Source organism: Acetomicrobium mobile (genome assembly GCF_937920065.1).
In genome coordinates, this window is sequence record NZ_CALETC010000068.1 from 42543 (window position 1) to 58352 (window position 15810).

The window sequence follows — 15810 nt, forward strand, 5'->3', positions numbered from 1 at the left end:
GGGGAGATTGGAGATGAAAAAGGAAAAAGTGTGGTTTGCCGATGCGCATGCGGCAAATTGGGTTGAGTCTCTCGTGCCAAAGGCCAAGGATCTTTTCTATGAAGCCAAGCTCAATGAATGCATTGAAAAAGGTGACAGCGTTGCCATAAAGATACACTTTGGCGAGTGGAACAGGACGAGGTGCTTGCGTCCCGAACTGGTCGCCGCCATAGTCGAAGAAGTCAAAGCTTGTAGTGGAAGGCCCTTCGTCTGCGATACTACTACATTGACTTACCATGCTTATAGCTCCAGGTTTATTGGAAACCTCGCCCTGGAGACAGCGGCGCGACACGGTTTTACCGAAGGCGCCATGGGGTGTCCGGTCGTCGTTGCCGATGGCTTTTCCGGCGACGACGACGTGAGAGTCGAGGTGCCAACCGGCGTTATCTTGAAAGAAGCTTATGTGGCTGCCGCCATTGCTCATGCCGACGCGATGATTAACCTGGCACACGCAAAGGGACATCCGGTAGCTTCCTTCGGTGGCTGCATCAAAAACATCGGCATAGGAGGCCAGTCAAAGCGGGGCAAATACCACGAACACCTTGCCCATTGGGGGACGCCTGAGGATTTCATCGGTTGGCCTGCCAGATACCCCGAGAAGTGCCTGGGCCTGGATTGTCCTTTTCATAATCTGTGCGAAGATTCCTGTCCCAGAGGCGCCTTCCATATCGATGAGAAGGGCCATCATTTCGATGCCGAAAAATGCTGGTTATGCTATTCCTGTCAAATCACTTGCATGTTCACGGGACATGAATGTCTCGTCTTCATCCCGGATTACTTCCCCTATGCTCAGATAGCCATGTCCGATGCCGCAAAGGGCGTTATGCTTACCTTCGAGCCGGGAAAGGTTGGCCACATGGCTTACTGCATCGATATTGATCCAAACTGCGACTGCATCCCCTGGGCGACCCTGCCGGTGGCGCCTGATATCGGGGTGTTTGCTTCTAAAGACCCCGTCGCTATCGATACTGCAATACTTGATATGATCGACGCGGCTCCCGCATATCCCGGAGGAGCTAATAAGGCCTTGGAAAGCGTGGAGGGCGGTTATAAGCAGGGCCAAGACAAGTTTGCGATCACTCAAGGCACGTCACCGCGCTATCAGCTCACTGCCGGAGTCAAAAACGGACTTGGCATCATGGAATACGAATTGATAACCTACAAGCCTCCTTACAACGAAGAGCACATCGCGAAATGGCAGATCAGGCCCACCCCGACGACGCTCATTCAACGTGAGATGTGGAAGAAGCGCGATTTTGTGTTGGAAGCTGAACCCTACAAGAAGGTACCCTTCGAGGAAAAGCCCAGTCACGAGGACTTCAAGCCGGGGGACCGTACCGAGTACTTAAAGAAGCTCCCCGTCAAGGAATGGGCGGATGCCGTAGGAAAGGACTAAGCCGATGCCTGCGGTGCATTTTGTGGGCGCGAGGGAGCGTTATACTTCTTCAAACGTGATTGAACGATTTAAGGGGGCCTTGGAAAAAGGCGAGCTTCACGATCTTTTTTCGCAGGGTGATCTCGTCGCGGTAAAGTTTGATGCTGGAGAGAAAACCGCTTTAGGTTACGTTAGGCCACCGATTGTAAAGGCAATAGTTGATGCAATTTATTCCTGCGGGGGTTATCCCGTGCTTTTAGATACCTTAAATATGAATACCAAGGCCTCCGATGTCGGTCGCAATTGGCTTGAAGCCACTGCTTTGCATGGCTTTAGCGTGACCAGCTTAGGCAAAAGCCCCATGTTGGCCGATGGATACACAGGTGAGGAGGAGCTCTTGGTGCCCGTAGAAGGAGGAGAGTTGGGTGGCGTTGAGGTCGCCAGGGCCATCGCGGAATCGCACGCTCTTGTGGTGGTATCTCATGTTGCGGCCCATCCCTTTGCCGGACTGTCAGGGGCACTCGTTTCCTGCGGCGTGGGATGCGTGTCCTTGAAGGGAAAAGGCAGGGTACATGCTCCCTTGCGCCCCATTTTCTTGCAGGACCGCTGCGATGGTTGCGGAGAGTGTGAGAGGCATTGTCCTCACGGTGCGGTTAGCTTAGAAAACAATGAACCACAACTGGATGAGAAAAGCTGCATTGGTTGTGCTTACTATTGCACGGCCGCCTGTCCAGTGGGAGCAATTGTGATCGACAGAAGCTCAACGATGCGCTTTCAAAAGCGGGTTGTTGATTCCGCCATGGCTGTAAATACTGCCTTAAAAGGCAAGGTTTATTACGTCAACGTCTTAATAGACATTTGCCCATATCCGGATTGCTATCCCTTTTCAGATGTTCCCTTCGTTTCAGATCAGGGAATTTTAATGTCCTCAGATCCTGTGGCGCTGGATAGTGCCACTTTAAGCGTCATAGATGAGGCTCCAGGCCTTCCCGGCTCCATCGCTGAGGAGTGCGACGCCCTAAGCCCCGGCCGGGGGAAGTTATTCCATATAACAGGCGTCGATCCCAAGGAAATGATCCTTTATGCGGTGAAACAGGGCTTGGGACAGGGTGATTTTAGAGTCTTCAAGGTGTAATATAAACAAATCAGTCGAAGTGCCGTTGCAAAAATTGACCAAGTCGACTGAGAAGGGATAAAATTGTGCTTTCGCTCGCGATTGCGTGGGTGAATGTGTATGGCCTTTAAATTTTTGAAAGTACAAATTATGCAAAGGTGGTGGCCCTATGAATGTTGACATCGGAAGAGAACAATTTGAGGAGATGAAGGCAAAAATTAGGGAAGAGACGTTGAAGACCAAGGGTCCACTTGCCTTAGCGCTCAAGGACGTCCGCCACAAGATCGCTATTTTAAGCGGCAAAGGTGGTGTCGGAAAGACGGTCGTTACCGTCAACCTGGCCGCGGCGCTAAAGAAGAGAGGTTACGAAGTTTGCATTTTCGATGCCGATCTTCATGGTCCCGCCGTTCCCAGGTCATTGGGCTTGTCCGGCAGGATGGACGTAGTAAGCGACCATGACCACCCCGGTCACCATGACCTTCGCTTCAACCCACTCGTTACCTCAAAGGGCATAAAAGTTGTGTCAGTGGCCTCCATGTGGGCAACACAGGATCAACCCATAATGTGGAAAGGTGCCCATAAGATGCGGGCCATAAGACAGTTGATTGCGTCAGTCAACTGGGGAAGCGCCGATTTCCTGCTTGTAGACCTTCCCCCGGGCACGGGCGACGAGGTCCAGACCGTGATGAGATCGATCCCCAATCTTGACGGCATGCTTGTTGTAACGACGCCTCAAAGGCTTTCGGCCATGGTTTGCTCGCGGGCCATAAGCGCCGCAAAAGAGTTAGAGGTGCCTTTATTGGGCTTGGTGGAAAACATGAGCTCGCTCGAATGTCCCTCTTGTGGGATGGAGATGTTCCCCTTCGGCAAAGGTGAGGGACAAAAGCTCGCACACTTAATGGAAGTTCCCTTTTTGGGCAGGATACCCATTGAGCTTGACATGGGAGAATGCATCGACGAAGGGACCCCTCTCGTTGACAAAAAACCGGATTCTGCCTTCAGCCGGATTTTTGACGAGATCGCCTCTAAGTTAATAGCTTCACTTAGTGAGAAGTGATGTGCCATGACAGATGCTAAAGGTGTGGCCGAGAGTAAAGGAAAACACGGTAATGACTTCATTCGAAACGTCATGCGCATTGGCAAGAAGGCGCTTAAGTTGCTTTATCGCCTGAATACCGACGAGATTACCTTGGACGAGTTCGTCGAAGGCCTGACCTCCCTCAACGCTGCAGATATGTTGGCTGAATATTGGGAATATGATGAAGGTGAGGGCTACGCCCTAGACGTAGGACGACAAATTTTGTGGCTAATAAGCTCACTCGAGAAGGACGCTTACCATCAGTTTGAACGTTACGGGATTACCGCTTTTTACGAGGATTTTCGCGAATTAAGGGATTACCTCCTGTCTTTAGAAAAGCATTGCGGTATAAAATTGTAATGCCCGCATTTTCCGTCAGTTTATCCCAAAACTTGTGTTTAGTGATATTGTATAATTGCTAGAGATTATAAAAAGAGGGGACGACCCAGTTGTGTCAAGCCAAGACATTTACCATTTGAGAAAGCAAATCGAGTCCGTTGACGAAGAAGTTCTTCGCCTTCTTGAAAGACGGGTCGATTTGGCCAAGAAGGTAGGCGAAGTCAAAGGTGATGCCTCAGTTTATGATCCTTCCAGGGAGATGGAGATCATAGAGAGGCTTTGCAATTTGACTAAAGAGTTGGATCCGAAGTTCGTCAGCCTGCTTTTTCGAGAAATTATATCCTTTTGCAGGGCCGTTCAAAAGCCGATAAAAGTTGCCTGCATGGGACCTGAGGGTTCCTTTTCCCATGAAGCAGTCGTTTCTTTTTTGGGAAGGTTCGTAGATGTAGTTTTTGTCGAAAACCCTGCAGAAGTGTTTGATCATGTATCGAAGGAAAAAGCCGGGATAGGGGTCGTGCCTGTTGAAAATACCACAGAGGGCACCGTTTACTCCACCCTGGATGCCTTTGCCACGGCCGAGCAAAGCATATCGGTGATCGGCGAGGGACAGCTGCCCATAAGGTTGGCCCTGGCGAGCGAAGAAAAGACGACGGCTGACATCGAGGAGGTCTACTCTCACCCCCAGCCCTTCGGTCAATGCAGAAACTGGCTTTATAAAAACTTGCCCTGGGCACGGCAAATACCCACCTCAAGCACAAGCTACGCCGCAAAGATCGCAAAGACAAAAAAGAAAAGCGCCGCCATATGCGGAAGGCTCGCAGCGGAACTATACGAGCTTAATATTTTAGACGAAGGCATAGAAGATCACCCCTATAACGCTACGAGGTTTTGGCTCATCGGTCGTGCCTTCGCAAGGTCTTCCGAAATGTGCAAGACCTCGATATTGTTTAACGTAGCCCATAAGCCGGGGACTTTGTTTCAAGCTTTGGAGCCATTATACAAAGCAGGGCTCAATCTTACCTTGATCCAATCGCGCCCCCTTCCCGGAAATCCCTTCGAGTATTTCTTTTTCGTGGATTTCGAGGGCGACGTTGGGGAAGAAAAGGTAAAGGAGGCGCTTGCGGCGATGAGATCCAGGGTCGAGCGCCTGCGCGTCTTGGGTTCCTACCCTCAGATAAAGTTTATAAAATAAGGGCCTGCAAACCCGTCCGAGTCGCGATAATGCCTTTGGGCCCCTTTAGCGCACTGCCGCTTGGTAAGCATTTTTGAGCAGCTCTATCGAGATTTCTTTCATTTCGCACTTTTTGCCTTCCCTTGGAAGCACCATTGTGGGCTTTCCGCTTATGAACTTTTTATCTCTTTGCATGAAGGGGAGTGCCTCGTCAAAGACTTTATATGGTCTGGTGGGCAGGCCAAAGTATTCGAGCAGATCTTTAAGCTCGGCCAAGATATCCCGCTGGCAGGTTCCAAGCATGACTGCGAGGTTAGCCGCCACGACCAATCCGATGGCAACGGCGTCTCCGTGTTTTATCTCGCTGTAATTAGAGCAGGCTTCCAGGCCGTGAGCTACGGTGTGTCCTAGGTTTAGGCGGGTCCTCGCGCCCGAAGTTTCCCTTTCATCTTCTCCCACAACTGAGACCTTAAGCTCGATACAGCGTTTTACCATTTTGAGCAGGGCTTCAGGTTCTCTTTCAAGGACCGATTTTCTGTTCTCCGAAAGCCAGCGGAAAAATTCGCGGTCTTCGCCCAGGCCGTATTTGATGACTTCTGCCATTCCCTGCCTGAATTCATCGTCGGGCAAGCTTAGAAGACAGTTTACGTCCACGATCACACAGCAGGGCTGGTGAAAGGCCCCGACCAGGTTTTTACCTTGAGGCAAGTCTACGGCTGTCTTCCCGCCGATGGAGCTGTCAACTTGCGCTATCAGAGTTGTAGGTATTTGTACGATGTCTATGCCTCGCATCCAAGTGGAGGCCGCAAAGCCCGCCGCATCTCCCACGCATCCTCCGCCTATGGCCAGGATTAACCCCTTTCTGTCGATGTTGTGCCGGGCAAATTTTTCGTAGATGAGCGAAACTTGATCTAAGGTCTTTCCTTCCTCGCCTCGTGGAAGCAGGTGTGTGCCCGATATTTTTTTGATTTGCCTCGAAAATAGAGTGAATGACAGCGGATCGCTTATCACGAAGGGTGCTCCGCTGTGCTTATCTGCGATGGTATCCAGGATATCGTTAATATCATCGCAGGAGGTTAATATGCCTCTGCCTATCACTATGGGATAGCTGATGCCCTTCTTTGTCTTGGCCCGCACTATTTCGTAGTTTCCGCGAGATGTCCTTTCGGGCTGTATTATGTCTTTGCCCAGATTATCGATGATGATTGAAGCGACCTGATCAATGAAGATTTCGTCGGTCGAAACGCGCAGGTGGGCGTCCTTGTAAGCCTCGCGTCGTTTATCTAGCAGCTCTGCAACGTTGTCTTCTTTAAGAAGCGGCCTTTTCCCCGGTTGGCGGGATGCGCGCTCTATTATGGTCTTTACGGCCGCGTCTAACATTATCAGCGTTCCGTTGGCAAAAATTTTTGCCTTGTGCTCGGGATTTACCAGGACGCCGCCGCCCAGGCCAACTATGACGTTTTTTAGTTTAAAGGTTTCATCGAGGGCACGTTTCTCCAGCTGCCGAAAATGGGGTTCGCCGTAATTTGCGAATATTTCGGCAACGCTCATCCCGGCCATGGCTTCCACAAGGTCATCGGTGTCGAGAAAGGGCAGCCCCGTCATTTCGGACAGCTTGCTTCCGACGGAGGTTTTGCCGGCCGCCATGAAACCTCCCAGGTACAACCTCAGAGATGGCCCCTTTGTGTCAAGTTTTCCTTCTTTCGTCTCTTTTATTGTTTGTACGGTACTAGACATGAAACATCCTCCTCGTCCTGTTTACGTGTTCTTCAAAGCGGCACTTTAAGTCTTCTACTCTGTCGCCGCCGAACTGCTCGCATATGACTTGGGCCAATACAAGCGACGTCATGGCTTCACCAACGATGCAGGCAGCTGGGACGACACAAACGTCGCTTCTTTCCACATGGGCGAGCGCTTCCTTTTTTGTCCCGATGTCGAAGGTGTGAAGGGGTTTCTTTAAGGTTGGGATGGGCTTTAAGGCCACATGAACAAATATGTCTTCGCCGTTGGTGACGCCGCCTTCGATTCCGCCGGCATTGTTTGTCCTTCGCCCCCACCGGTCGGAGGAAAGGATGAATTCGTCGTGCACCTCGCTCCCGCACATTTCAGAAAGCGAAAAACCTCCGCCTATCTCGACGCCTTTGGCCGAGGGTATGGACATCAAAGCTTGTGCTAATCGGCCGTCCAATCGCCTGTCCCATTCGCTGTAAGATCCTATGCCGGGTGGCATGCCTTTTACGGCAACTGCAAAGGTGCCGCCAAGGGAGTCGCCTTCTTCTTTTGCCCTGTCTATTGCCCTTTGCAGGCGCGGTTCGTCTTCTTTTCTTGGGATTCCCATGTCCGAAGAGCATGCCCTTGCCCATTCTTCGTCGCTTTCGGGCAGATTGACTTTTTCTTTTCCTATGGACGTGACGGCGCTTTTTACGGTAATTCCGAGCTCATTTAAGAGCATCTGACAAAGCGTCCCGGCTATGGTCCAGGCGGCAGTGCACCTGGCGCTGGCCCTTTCCAAGACGTTTCTTGCGTCTTCAAAACCAAACTTTGCCATGCCCGATGCGTCGGCGTGCCCCGGCCTGGGCCGCGTGATGGACTTTTGCCCGACACGTTCTTCATTTAAGTCGAAGGCGTCCATGATGTCTTTCCACTTACCCCATTCGCTGTTATGAAGGACGACCCCGATGGGGTTTCCTGTGGTGACGCCTCCTCTGAGGCCGCTGTAAAACTCAAATTCGTCTTTTTCAAGCTTCATGCGGTCGCCCCGGCCGTAGCCGCGTCTTCTCCGCGCCAATTGCCTTTCTATGTCGCTTTTTGAGATCGCAAGCCCCGAAGGCATGCCCTCGATGATGATCAAGAAACCCTTCCCATGGGATTCGCCGCTGGATAAAAGGCGTATACTCATGATTGGATCCTCTCCTTGGCTTTGGTATTTTGGGTCAGTTTTCTCAAGGTTTCGAAAAAACCAGGGTAGGATATGCGGACGCAGCTTTCTCCCTCCAAATATAGGGGGCTTGTCGCGACAAGGCTCGCCACGGCCAGAGCCATGGCTACGCGGTGATCTCCGCAGCTTCTTGTTTTTCCGCCTGCGAGAGCGGTCTTGCCTCTGATGATCCACCCGTCCTTTGTTTCTTTTATTTGGGCGCCAAGTTTTTTTAAGCCCACAGCCATCGCGTGAATCCTATCGCTTTCTTTGACCCTTAATTCTTCAGCTCCCGTGACTTCGGTGATCCCTTCTGCCTGAGTGGCGGCCACCGCTAAAAGTGGAAGCTCGTCGATCAGTGAAGGTATCTCTTCGGGCATCACCTTTGTTCCTTCAAGTGACGAGGACTTGACCACGATCGTTGCCGTTTTTTCGCCGCCGCTCAGGGTTTCATTCTCGATGGAGTAAATTAATCCCATTCTTTTTAGCACGTTGAGCAATCCGGTCCTCGTGGGATTTACGTTTACGTTTTTAATTTGCAGCTCGCTTTCTCTCGTTATGGCCGCCGCCACTATCCAGAATGCAGCCGAGGAAAAATCACCAGGTATGTTCCAACTTCCACCGTTTATGAGAGAAGTCGGATAGACCGTCGTCTTGAGGCCACACTTTGAAATGGGGACGCCAAGGTGTTCAAGCATTATTTCAGTGTGGTCCCTGGTAGTATTAGGTTCTATTGCTGTGGTTGGACCTTGTCCATTGAGGCCCGCTAAAAGAATCGCGGTTTTTACTTGGGCGCTCGCCACTTGAAGCACGTGGGTACCACCGTTTAGTTTTTTGCCCCTTACACTTAGCGGAAGTCTATTTCCGAAGTCTCTGCCGTCTATTTTTGCTCCCATGGAAATTAACGGCCCCGTGACCCTTCCCATGGGCCGTCCCTTCAGGCTTTCATCACCGTCGATGACGGCGAATAAATTCGGGATCCCCGATATTAGTCCCAGCAAAAGCCTGGCCGTGGTCCCCGAATTTCCTGCATCCAGTATGTTTTTTGGTTCCCTTAAGCCCTTGGGTGCCTTTATCGTTACTTTGTTTTCAAAACCTACCGCGTCGGATCTGAGATGATCGAGATCCGTTAAATCTTTCTCCCCGGATTTGTAATCTGACTTTGTTATCTCACAGCCCAATGCTTTAAGGCATGTCAACGTAGTCTTGCAATCTTCTCCGGTCGAGAAGTTGCCGACAGTTATCCCCTCTTTTGAGAGAGCACCTAAAATTGCTGCCCTGTGTGATATCGATTTGTCGCCTGGAACGTTTATCTCGCCCCTTATTCCCTCTACCGGTCTTATTTCAATCATTTGCCTTCACCTCGCCCTGCAAGCAGAGATTCCCTGGCCCTTTTGGCCTCGGTTGCCATCTCTGCGAGGCTTTTTGAGTCCTTTGAGGACATTTCGGATAAAATATCTATGAAGTCTTTTAATACCTCTTTTATAAAGCCTTCGTTTGTTTCCCATACTTCGGATATCAGCCAGGGTTGGCACGAAGCCACTCTGGTCGTATCCCTAAAGCCTCCGGCAACGAACTTGGAAAGTTTTGGATTTCTCGAAGCTCTTTGTGCGGCCAACGTCACCAGCGCCGTGGCCAAAAACATGGGAAGATGGCTTGTCACGGCCACGATGGCGTCGTGTTCTTCGGGGGTTAGGGTGATCGGGATCGAGTGCAGTGCGCAAACCAGATCTGTCGCCATTTCGACGGCTTCTTTGCTCGAAAGCGCGCTCGGGACGACGGCCCATGCGGCGCCCTCAAATAAATCTGCCGAAGAGTTATCGATGCCTGCCTTTTCTTTGCCGGCCATCGGATGAAGCCCCACGTACTTTTCCTTCCAGATTGCCGATAACTGCTTTACTATTGCAGATTTGGTGCTCGCCGTATCCGTTACGGCTTTTAACCCTTTACCGGCAAAGGGCGCTACTTTTTCGCTTAGCAGCTTCATTTGGCTTGGGGGCACCGCCAATATGAGCAGTTCCGCTTTGCCTGCCATCTTTTCGGGTTCGCAGGCATGCGTGACGGCGCCTGAAGAGAGAGCGACGTCTATCGCGTCTTCATTTACGTCCCAGCCGAGCACGTTGCGAGACGCCTCGTTTTTTAGCAGGCCCTTGCCTATGGAGCCTCCTATGAGCCCCAGTCCTATGATGCCTATGCTGCTACACTGCACTTTGATCCCTCCAGGAATTTGCCGGGCATTATGGAAAGCAGCCTCTTTACGGATTTCATGAGATCGCCAAATTGTTCGAAATCAAGCGATTGATCTCCGTCGCTTACTGCTTCTTTGGGATTTGGATGCACCTCGACGATTAAGCCGTCGGCACCGGCTGCCAAAGCCGCAAGGCTCATGCTGGGGACGAGCTCGCTCTTTCCCGTCCCGTGGCTGGGGTCTACGATTATGGGAAGGTGGCTTAAACTTTTGACCAGGGGTACGGCGTTTAGATCCAAGGTGTTGCGGGTCCTTTTTTCGAAGCTCCTTATTCCACGCTCGCAAAGTATGACGTTGAAGTTGCCGCCTGCCATGATGTATTCGGCGGCTTGCAGCCACTCGTCTATGGTGGCCATCATGCCCCGTTTGAGCAAGACGGGTTTGTCCACCTTGCCTAAAGCCTTGAGAAGCGAGAAGTTTTGCATGTTGCGGGAACCGACCTGCAGGATGTCTGCATGAGGCAGCATGAAGTCGATGTCTTCAGGCGTCATTACCTCTGTCACTATTGGAAGGCCTGTGGCCTTTTTTGCCCCCGATAGCAGGGCCAGCCCTTCGGCACCAAGGCCTTGGAAGGAGTAGGGACTGGTCCTCGGCTTATAGGCACCTCCACGAAGGGCAGTGGCACCTGAATCTTTTATTGACTGCGCCGTCTTTACGATCTGTTCTTCCCCTTCGACTGCGCAAGGGCCCGCTATGATAAGAACGTTTCCTCCTCCTACTGCGATGCCGGGAGCTATCTCGACTATGCTGTCTTTTTTGCTCCACTCCCTGCTGACCAAGGGAAAAGGTGCCTTTACTTTGGTCAGTTGGGCGACTTCGGGCATGCTTTTTATCTCGCCTTCATCGATTTGTCCTTCTGCCAGCACGATCGCCTCAGGCTCGTTTTTTGTGATGCGAGCCGTTACTCCCATCTGGTCCAGTTTCATGAGCAGCTTCCCTGCCGATTCGTCTTTCTTTGTCTTTATGATCGCTCTTGTAGCTTGCATTTTTCTTTCCTCCTTTTAAAATAAAAAAAATCCGGGGTTCGGCTTGAGACCGAACCCCGGATTTAACTTGCTACTATGATACTTTACTTTATGGTGTTACAGTAAATGCTCCCGCCCGGCGGCCGGTCTCCATAAGAAAATTGGCCAGAAGCGTAATAATAACGCCACTGGCCGTCGCTAAAATAATAACCGCCGGATATGGAGGCGCACAACGTGCTGATAATACTAACGCATTGTCCGGATGTAGCCATAACGCGTTCACCTATCACCACTTAGCGCCCCCTTCTTTCCGCAGATTTTTATAATTAAAGATAATGATATATAACTTATTGTGGTTTGTCAACATAGGAGAAGCAGAAAAATAATAAAAAATATTTAGTCACAGCATGTTTAAATCGAGAAACACAGCCGTGGCAATGGTTAGTTGATGCTATTGCTTTCTCGGGCTTTATGACGACTGTCTCTTTAGATTCTTGAAATCTATTTTTGTCTTTTCTCGGATAAAACTACAGGCAGGTGCTAATTCACTTGCATATTGACATTAGGAATATTCAAATATATCATTTAAAACAATGGATATATATGCATACCCACAATCGGGAGAGTGCCCACTTGCGGGAATACCGCTGTTAGAAGTTAAAGATCTGAGAACTTACTTCTATACTGAAGGTACAGCCGTCCCGGCGGTAGATTCCGTGAGCTTTGTCCTTCAAGCGGGTGAAACATTGGGAATAGTCGGAGAGTCAGGTTCCGGCAAGAGCCTGACAGCACTTTCGATTATGCGTTTAATTCCTTCTCCTCCTGCGAAGATTGTCGGCGGCAAAGTATTATTTAAAGGCGAAGATCTTTTGCTCAAGGGCGAGGATGAGATGAGGCGAGTTCGCGGAAATGAGATTTCCATGGTTTTTCAAGAACCAATGACCTCATTGAACCCGGTTCTCACCATTGGCACTCAGATTTCTGAGGCAATAATGCTCCATCAAGGAGCGTCTAAAAAGGAAGCTTTAAAAAAGAGCGAGCACCTATTACACCTTTGTAAGGTTTCCCTTCCAAGAAAACGTTTACGTCAGTACCCACACGAGCTAAGTGGTGGCATGAGGCAGCGCGCTATGATTGCCATGGCCTTAGCCTGTAATCCGAGCCTTCTGATAGCCGATGAACCTACAACTGCGCTGGATGTGACGGTGCAAGCTCAAATCCTTGAGCTAATACTGGAACTTCAAGAAAAAACGGGCACTGCTGTGTTGTTTATCACTCACGACCTCGGGGTCATTAGCGAAGTGGCCGATCGCGTAGCAGTAATGTACTGCGGACGCATCGTAGAATATGGCCTGACGAAGGATGTGCTCAGGGCCCCGCTTCATCCCTATACAAAAGGGCTTTTGGCATCTTTGCCGTCCATAAATGGACCCAAAAAACCACTGAAACCTATCAAAGGCACTGTGCCATCGCCACATGATATTCCCACGGGGTGCAGGTTTGCGCCTCGTTGTGATTGCACAAAAGCTCACTGCAAGCATATCGAGCCGGTCATCACGAGGCTGGATGGTCGGCTTGTGCGATGTCATAACGTCTCATAAGACGAGGAAGGAATGATCATATGCCCGATCATTTGCTCAAGGTACGGGAATTAAGCGTTAACTTCTCCGTGCCCAGTAGTTTTTTTGGCAAAAAACAACATATAAGAGCTGTCGATGGCATCGATTTTGATGTGAGGGCGGGCGAGGTCCTTGGCCTTGTGGGAGAGAGCGGATGCGGCAAGTCTACTCTCGGCAGAGTCATTGTCAGGCTTGCGGATGCTCAAAAGAATAGCAAGGTTTATTATCGTGGAGTTAACGTGCTAACGCTTGATAAAAATCAACTTAAAGAATATAGGAAAAAGGTTCAAATGATCTTTCAGGACCCCTTTGGTTCGCTTAATCCAAGGCTTTCGGTGGGGGATGCGATTGAAGAAGTGCTCATTGTTCACGAGGAGGCAACGAAATCAGAAAGAAGGGACAAAGTAGAAAGGCTGATGGATGCAGTCGGTTTGACGAGGCGTTATCAAACTCGATATCCACACGAATTAAGCGGAGGGGAAAGACAGCGGGTGGTCATTGCAAGGGCGTTAGCCATTAACCCCGAGTTCTTGATTTGCGACGAGCCCGTTTCGGCCTTGGACGTATCCATTAGAGCTCAAATAATCAACCTGTTTGAGGAGCTTCAAAAAAGGTTTAATTTGACCTATTTGTTCATCTCTCACGATATGAGCGTGGTAAGGCACATAAGCACTCGGGTTGCCGTAATGTATTTGGGGAAAATAGTTGAAATTGCGGAGACCGATGTGTTATTTGAAAACTCCCTTCACCCATATACAGAAGCGTTGTTGGAGGCAATACCGGATGTATCATCGGACAAGAAGGGAAGGCGCAAACTCCTTGAAGGGGATGTGCCAAGTCCTTTATCTCCTCCGAGCGGATGTAGATTTCATCCTCGGTGCTTCAGGGCCAAAGAAAAATGTGCAATTGACGAGCCGGCTCTAATAAAAAAAGGGGCAAATCATTTCGTGGCGTGTCATTATGCTTGACTAGAAAGAGAAGGAGGCAGGGAGTATGAAGGAAGTTAAAGGGTTTTCAAAAGTACGAGTTTTTGGAGCCTACATTATGATCGCGCTATGCGTTTTTTTGGGGATTCTCGGCGTGTTGTTTATGGAGTCGCCTTTAATAGCCGCTGAAAAAAAGGTGATCGTCCAAGCCATGGATAGAGATCCCGATATTTTAGACGCCATGAAAGCTGCATGGTATTCCGACGCTTTGATTTATTTGCACGATCGTCTGATATCGAGGGATTATGATTTTAGATATCGCCCTGGCCTTGCCACAGGTTGGGATGTATCGGAAGATGGATTGATATGGGTCTTGCACCTGCGAAAAGGCGTTACTTTCCATGACGGGACTCCCTTTACGGCGAAGGACGTAAAATGGACCATCGACACCATAAAAGATCCGAAAACCGCGTCTCCTTACGCTGGTGATCTGAAGGCAATCGATGAAGTCAAAATTATTGACGACCACACAGTACAAATGGAGCTAAAATATCCTTTTCCTAATTTACTCTTTAATCTATCTAACACAGCCTCAGGAATACAAAAGGCTGGTTGTTATGAAGAATATGGAGAATATTATGGAATTAAGACGGTGATGGGAACGGGCCCGTTCATGTTTAAGCAATGGGTACGTGGAGACAGGATTGTGCTCGTCAAAAACCCTGATTACAATTGGGGTCCGGAATGGATGTCCAATCGGGGGCCGGCCCTTTTCGATGAGCTGGTTATTCGAACGATACCCGAGGAAAGTTCGCGCATCATGGAGCTTATCACCGGCGGGGTTCACGTGCTTCGCGATGTGCCTCCTTTGCAAGCCGACAAACTAAAAGAAAACCCTGACATTAATTTGTTTATCGATCAGTCGACGAGGCTGGGGTACCTTGCATATGCTTGCGATAAAAAACCATTTGATGACGTACTTGTCAGGCGGGCAATTAACCATGCCGTCGATAGGGAAACGATAGTGAAATACATCTTTAGTGGTTACGCTACCCCGGCGTACGGCTATCTTCCCCCGGCGCTGAAAGATGAATATCTGGAGGAAAGCGAGGAGTTGGGCTACAAGTACGATCCGGCGAGGGCGAAGGCCTTGCTTGCCGAGGCGGGATTTCCTAAGGGCTTTGAAACTACTCTTTCTGCTGAAAATGACTCTACGTCAAAAAGGCTCGCAGAGGTCCTTCAGGCTCAACTTGCGGAAGTTGGCATCAAGGCCAAGATTCAGCTTTACGATAGTGCAAGCTATGTGGCCATGCTAAAAGCAGGCCAACAAGACCTTTTCGTCCGCCTTTATAGCTGGCCAAATGCGGATATTCTCGATTGGTTCTTGTTGTCAACGCAGTTTCCTTATCCGAATCACTCTCGCTGGTGTGATCCCAAAACTGACGAATTGATCAACTCAGCGGCAACTGCCCCTACGTGGGAAATTCGAGCAGAAAGATATAAAGAAGTGCAGCAATATCTTATAGAACAGGCGGTGTGGTGTCCGATCTATATTCCCGATAAGATGCTTGCTGTGCGTAAAGAGGTAATAAACTTTAAAAACCATCCGTGGATGATTCAATATAGCGATGGAATTGACATCGTAACAAAATAAGGTTTGGTTTTTAGTTAAATTACTTTTTTGGAGAAAGGGGATTTCGCAAGGGTCTCCTTTCTCCAAAAAAGTAACAGGAGTGGGTATAATGCTTCGCTATTTTGTTAGACGAATGGCATTTCTGGTTTTAACTTTGTTGGGCGCGACGATCGTCATATTCTCCATGCTACACCTGGCGCCTGGAGACCCCATAGATTTGATCGTAGGTCCCAATGTTACTCCGGAAGTGAGGGAAAATATACGTCATCAATACGGTTTAGACCGACCGCTGGCAGTTCAATATCTTAGCTTTATGAAATCGTTATTACACGGCGATCTCGGTGAATCGATAATTCAACATAAGCCAGTTTCAGAGCTGATAGCGG

The 15810-nt window shown here is 49.7% G+C and carries 14 protein-coding genes and 1 pseudogene; 9 read left to right on the top strand and 6 right to left on the bottom strand.

Going from position 1 to position 15810, the window contains the following annotated elements; translation table 11 throughout:
- Positions 1-13 precede the first annotated feature (13 nt).
- From Q7P41_RS02910 to pheA, 5 genes are all read left to right on the top strand, one after another.
- On the top strand, positions 14-1435 hold the full coding sequence (locus tag Q7P41_RS02910) for a DUF362 domain-containing protein (protein WP_303881985.1): 1422 nt from the start codon (positions 14-16) through the stop codon (positions 1433-1435).
- Positions 1436-1439: 4 nt separating this feature from the next.
- Positions 1440-2549, top strand: a complete 1110-nt coding sequence (locus tag Q7P41_RS02915) for a DUF362 domain-containing protein (RefSeq protein ID WP_303881987.1) — start codon at positions 1440-1442, stop codon at positions 2547-2549.
- A 148-nt stretch (positions 2550-2697) separates the two neighbouring features.
- Complete coding sequence (locus tag Q7P41_RS02920; protein ID WP_303881988.1) at positions 2698-3585, top strand: Mrp/NBP35 family ATP-binding protein; 888 nt, start codon at positions 2698-2700, stop codon at positions 3583-3585.
- A 6-nt stretch (positions 3586-3591) separates the two neighbouring features.
- Positions 3592-3966: a hypothetical protein gene (locus Q7P41_RS02925; protein WP_303881990.1), complete on the top strand. Its 375-nt coding sequence runs from the start codon at positions 3592-3594 to the stop codon at positions 3964-3966.
- A 91-nt stretch (positions 3967-4057) separates the two neighbouring features.
- Positions 4058-5137 (top strand): prephenate dehydratase, encoded by a 1080-nt coding sequence (gene pheA / locus Q7P41_RS02930; protein WP_303881991.1) that lies wholly within the window; start codon positions 4058-4060, stop codon positions 5135-5137.
- Positions 5138-5182: 45 nt separating this feature from the next.
- Here pheA and aroB read toward each other — a convergent pair whose 3' ends face one another.
- From aroB to Q7P41_RS02960, 6 genes are all read right to left on the bottom strand, one after another.
- Positions 5183-6853: a 3-dehydroquinate synthase gene (gene aroB, locus Q7P41_RS02935; RefSeq protein WP_303881992.1), complete on the bottom strand. Its 1671-nt coding sequence runs from the start codon at positions 6851-6853 to the stop codon at positions 5183-5185.
- Positions 6846-8015, bottom strand: coding sequence for a chorismate synthase (gene aroC, locus Q7P41_RS02940; protein ID WP_303881993.1), 1170 nt, complete (start codon positions 8013-8015; stop codon positions 6846-6848). Before aroC ends, aroB begins: the two co-directional genes overlap by 8 nt.
- On the bottom strand, positions 8012-9385 hold the full coding sequence (aroA, locus tag Q7P41_RS02945) for a 3-phosphoshikimate 1-carboxyvinyltransferase (RefSeq protein ID WP_303881994.1): 1374 nt from the start codon (positions 9383-9385) through the stop codon (positions 8012-8014). The genes aroC and aroA overlap by 4 nt, the downstream gene beginning before the upstream one ends.
- Positions 9382-10242, bottom strand: a complete 861-nt coding sequence (locus Q7P41_RS02950; RefSeq protein WP_303881995.1) for a prephenate dehydrogenase/arogenate dehydrogenase family protein — start codon at positions 10240-10242, stop codon at positions 9382-9384. Before Q7P41_RS02950 ends, aroA begins: the two co-directional genes overlap by 4 nt.
- Entirely contained in the window at positions 10224-11267 is a 1044-nt protein-coding gene (aroF, locus tag Q7P41_RS02955; protein ID WP_303881997.1) for a 3-deoxy-7-phosphoheptulonate synthase, read from the bottom strand. Before aroF ends, Q7P41_RS02950 begins: the two co-directional genes overlap by 19 nt.
- A gap of 83 nt (positions 11268-11350) precedes the next feature.
- Positions 11351-11536: a hypothetical protein gene (locus tag Q7P41_RS02960; protein WP_303881999.1), complete on the bottom strand. Its 186-nt coding sequence runs from the start codon at positions 11534-11536 to the stop codon at positions 11351-11353.
- Positions 11537-11839: 303 nt separating this feature from the next.
- On the opposite strand from Q7P41_RS02960, the gene Q7P41_RS02965 reads away from it, so the two are divergent.
- From Q7P41_RS02965 to Q7P41_RS02980, 4 genes and pseudogenes are all read left to right on the top strand, one after another.
- Positions 11840-12847 carry an ABC transporter ATP-binding protein gene (locus Q7P41_RS02965; RefSeq protein WP_303882001.1) on the top strand — a complete coding sequence of 336 codons (1008 nt, stop codon included), beginning with the start codon at positions 11840-11842 and terminating at the stop codon, positions 12845-12847.
- A gap of 20 nt (positions 12848-12867) precedes the next feature.
- Positions 12868-13833: an ABC transporter ATP-binding protein gene (locus Q7P41_RS02970; protein ID WP_303882003.1), complete on the top strand. Its 966-nt coding sequence runs from the start codon at positions 12868-12870 to the stop codon at positions 13831-13833.
- Positions 13834-13858: 25 nt separating this feature from the next.
- Complete coding sequence (locus Q7P41_RS02975; RefSeq protein ID WP_303882005.1) at positions 13859-15445, top strand: ABC transporter substrate-binding protein; 1587 nt, start codon at positions 13859-13861, stop codon at positions 15443-15445.
- A gap of 88 nt (positions 15446-15533) precedes the next feature.
- Positions 15534-15810, top strand: a pseudogene (locus Q7P41_RS02980) (glutathione ABC transporter permease GsiC); the annotation flags it as partial.